At 35.5% G+C, this 3,076-nt stretch carries 3 protein-coding genes; all 3 read right to left on the minus strand.

The window, feature by feature from the left end; genetic code table 11:
- Window positions 1-613 precede the first annotated feature (613 nt).
- Entirely contained in the window at window positions 614-1,096 is a 483-nt protein-coding gene (locus OA57_RS05555) for a hypothetical protein (protein WP_152596722.1), read from the minus strand.
- A gap of 314 nt (window positions 1,097-1,410) precedes the next feature.
- Window positions 1,411-1,755 carry a hypothetical protein gene (locus OA57_RS05560; RefSeq protein ID WP_034614656.1) on the minus strand — a complete coding sequence of 115 codons (345 nt, stop codon included), beginning with the start codon at window positions 1,753-1,755 and terminating at the stop codon, window positions 1,411-1,413.
- 1 nt (window position 1,756) lies between these two features.
- Window positions 1,757-3,076: DUF6862 domain-containing protein (locus OA57_RS05565; protein WP_200883601.1), on the minus strand; the 1,320-nt coding region annotated here is incomplete at its 5' end.

The raw sequence follows: 3,076 nt of genomic DNA on the forward strand, positions 1-3,076 counted from the left end.
CGCTGGCGGTCAGGTTGATATTATTCGTTTTTAACCGGCTATTACAATGAAAAAATATCATTTCTTTAAACCATCTATTAATGAGTTCGGATAATATGCCGATTGATAATATACATTCTTATCTTTATATTTTTTCAAAAGCTTCCTCCTGATTGCATAGCCCACTCTAGTTACCGATGGTGTTATCCCCGATATTTAAATTAGGAGCTATCCCAGATGCTCATCCTTTTTTGATAAACTTAAAAAATCCACCTGATAATATATCACCGATAATCATGAGAGATATCCCTTTGGTTAAAGCAAATGAAAAAACCTTATATTGAATTAAAAAAAAATCATTAACATACCCAAGAAACCCAATATTTTTAAAAGAATAAACAAATATACCAACCTCTGTTAAAACTAAGGTTATAATTAATAACTGAAACATTCTAAAAAAACACCTATAGCATAATACATTATTCTTCACCATCGTTCATCTCCTCTAAAAACACAGGAGATTTTTGTATAAACTCTGAAAAAAATGAACTTACCGCTGGATATTTTATACGGCTACCAAGCCAAGTCCCAGCCCCTGCCAACCCAGCTCCCTGTAAAGGATCACCTCCACTCACTAAAACTTTCTACCCAGCGTATTTCTATTTAAATCTGAAATTTCATCTATCAAGTGGAGTAACGTATTTTTGGGAAAACTCATATACTGAATTTCTTTGCCATAATTAGATGTATAAAATATAAGCTCATTCACTTCTCCAAAACCAATCCACATGAGTACTCCCCTATCTATTCCCCCTTGCTCCATATCGGCTAACTCTATATTATATATAGCTTCAAACTGTCCCTCACTGATCAATCCTTCTTTTATCTTTTCATAATCAGAATTTATCAAAAAATCCTCGCTTTTAGCATAAGCCTCACGCACTGAACTTACAAAATTAGAAAAAACAACATTAATCGTATAATTACAAATGAAGTAATTTGGCACCAGCATGTCACCAATAATAAAATTGATATTTCCATAAGAAAAATCAAGCTCATTAATTAAAGTTTCCCACATTATTCCCAACTTATTTTTTTCATCTAAAACAATCATCACTTTAATCTCTTATTATTAGATTCGCCTGATAATTTTCGTAGTTCTGCTTTAACATTATTTTGCAACTTCAAAGGAGAGCTATTATCATCTGTAGAGCCAGCCCAGTGCCAACTTCCATCATTAGCGTCTGTAAACTGATGTACTTCACCTGTAGCCTTATCAATTGAAAATCTTTTCTTTCCTATTTCAATCGAACCATTGAATAATTCTAGCGAGTTTGCAGGCTATTCCAGCATTAGGCCTATTTCCAGCTCCGCCTTTCGATGTTCTCCGTGCTCAATGTGCCGGTGCTGAAGCGGTTTTTGTCTTCCAAGTTAGTTATTCTTGAACTCATCCATACAAGATTGAATTGCATAAATAAATTGAGTTTTTACTTCTCCACTTTCATCTATCATTAAAATAAATTTACGCCAATCTCCTCCTGTATGCACTTGCATTTCAGCATGGAGTTCTTGGCATAAAAGTTTAGAATGCTCTTTAAGTCCCTCGAAATTCTCAGGTGGGTAATTTTTTTCATTAACGATATACCAAGCAGAAAAAGAAGACCATCCCTCCTCAGGATTAAATTTAAATTCCATAACTGCACTATTATATTTTCGACGTGTACAACAATGTAAACATTTAGATAATTTTTTTAAAATCTCCAATTGTTTTTGCATTTTACTTACCTCCACCATATCTATTAATAAACTCCTCAACCTGCGGTTTTCCATCAATTGTAAACATCACTTCTAATTTAGAAGGCCTTGATAAAGCTGGATTATTTCTAGTAAATTTAATAGTAACATTATCTATTTCGTTTCCATTCATAGCTGCTCTTTTTATTATATTCTCAAAATAAACTTTATATGCAGAGTTATTAAAGTTGCTATTTTGTGGAAATAAATTATAACGATCACAGCTTCCACCCATTGCACATGCTTGAATATGTCCACCGACATCCCCGCTAATACCTTCCTTTCCAATCAACGTTTGACGACTATCACGAACACCTTTATTATCAAAGTCAGGTTTAAATGAAATTTCTTCAACATATCCATGTTGATTAGTTCGGAAATAAGTACCATTTGATAAATTATATGCAGCACTCGGTCTTAGTTCATTTATCGCTTTATATGCCTCACTTCCTTTTTGCCTTGCAATATTCACATCCACATGAATATCTTCAACCCCATCTATTTTACGAACTATTTTAACGCCACCAAATCCATTTGCACTTAAAATACTAGGATCAACAACTAATTCATATTTCGCAGCAGTTTTTAGTGCACTAGGCGTAATGCTTGCAATACTACTTAAGCCACTGATAACACCAAGTTCTGAAGACAAATATACCTGCATCCGCATCACATCGGCTTCACGGCTTTGACCGATTGCTTCCAGCCTGTCCGCTTCTGCCAACTGTGATTTTATGCTGTCTGAAATCGTGGTAATCGGCGACTGAACCAAGGCCTTGATAGCCTTGCCTATTTCATGTAATTGTACTTGCGAAGTTTCATCACCTGTAATCGCTTTAGCGGTTACTTTGACAAGCTCTGCCGAATCCGCAATATTATCAGAAGCGATTTTAACCAATGCTTCTCTTGCTACATCTTCCGCATACTGCCGTTTAACTTCACCATATTTAGTGGCAACATCAAGATATTCTGTGCGAGTATCAACATTTTTCAGTTCAGTTTGTGGGGTATCATAGCTATGAAAAGTCTCACTCAATATGATTAACTCATTTGCGCATGCGGCAGTCATTCCTGAATAACATGCTATTTGCAGATTTCTATCACGCTTGTCATCTAATTTTCTTAATTCTGTTAATTCTTCCCGTTCTTTATCAGTTAGTCCTTCTTTTTCTTGTTTGGTCAATAATTCAGCCTGCCGTTCAGCTTCCTGCTTGAACAAATAATTATTCTCAACCGCACTTTTCGCCGTCGCAGCCCCTTGATAAGCATCTGTGCCGTTGTTCGCCACCGCTGCCGCACTTAA

This window comes from Chelonobacter oris, assembly GCF_000772535.1.
Classification (GTDB): domain Bacteria; phylum Pseudomonadota; class Gammaproteobacteria; order Enterobacterales; family Pasteurellaceae; genus Chelonobacter; species Chelonobacter oris.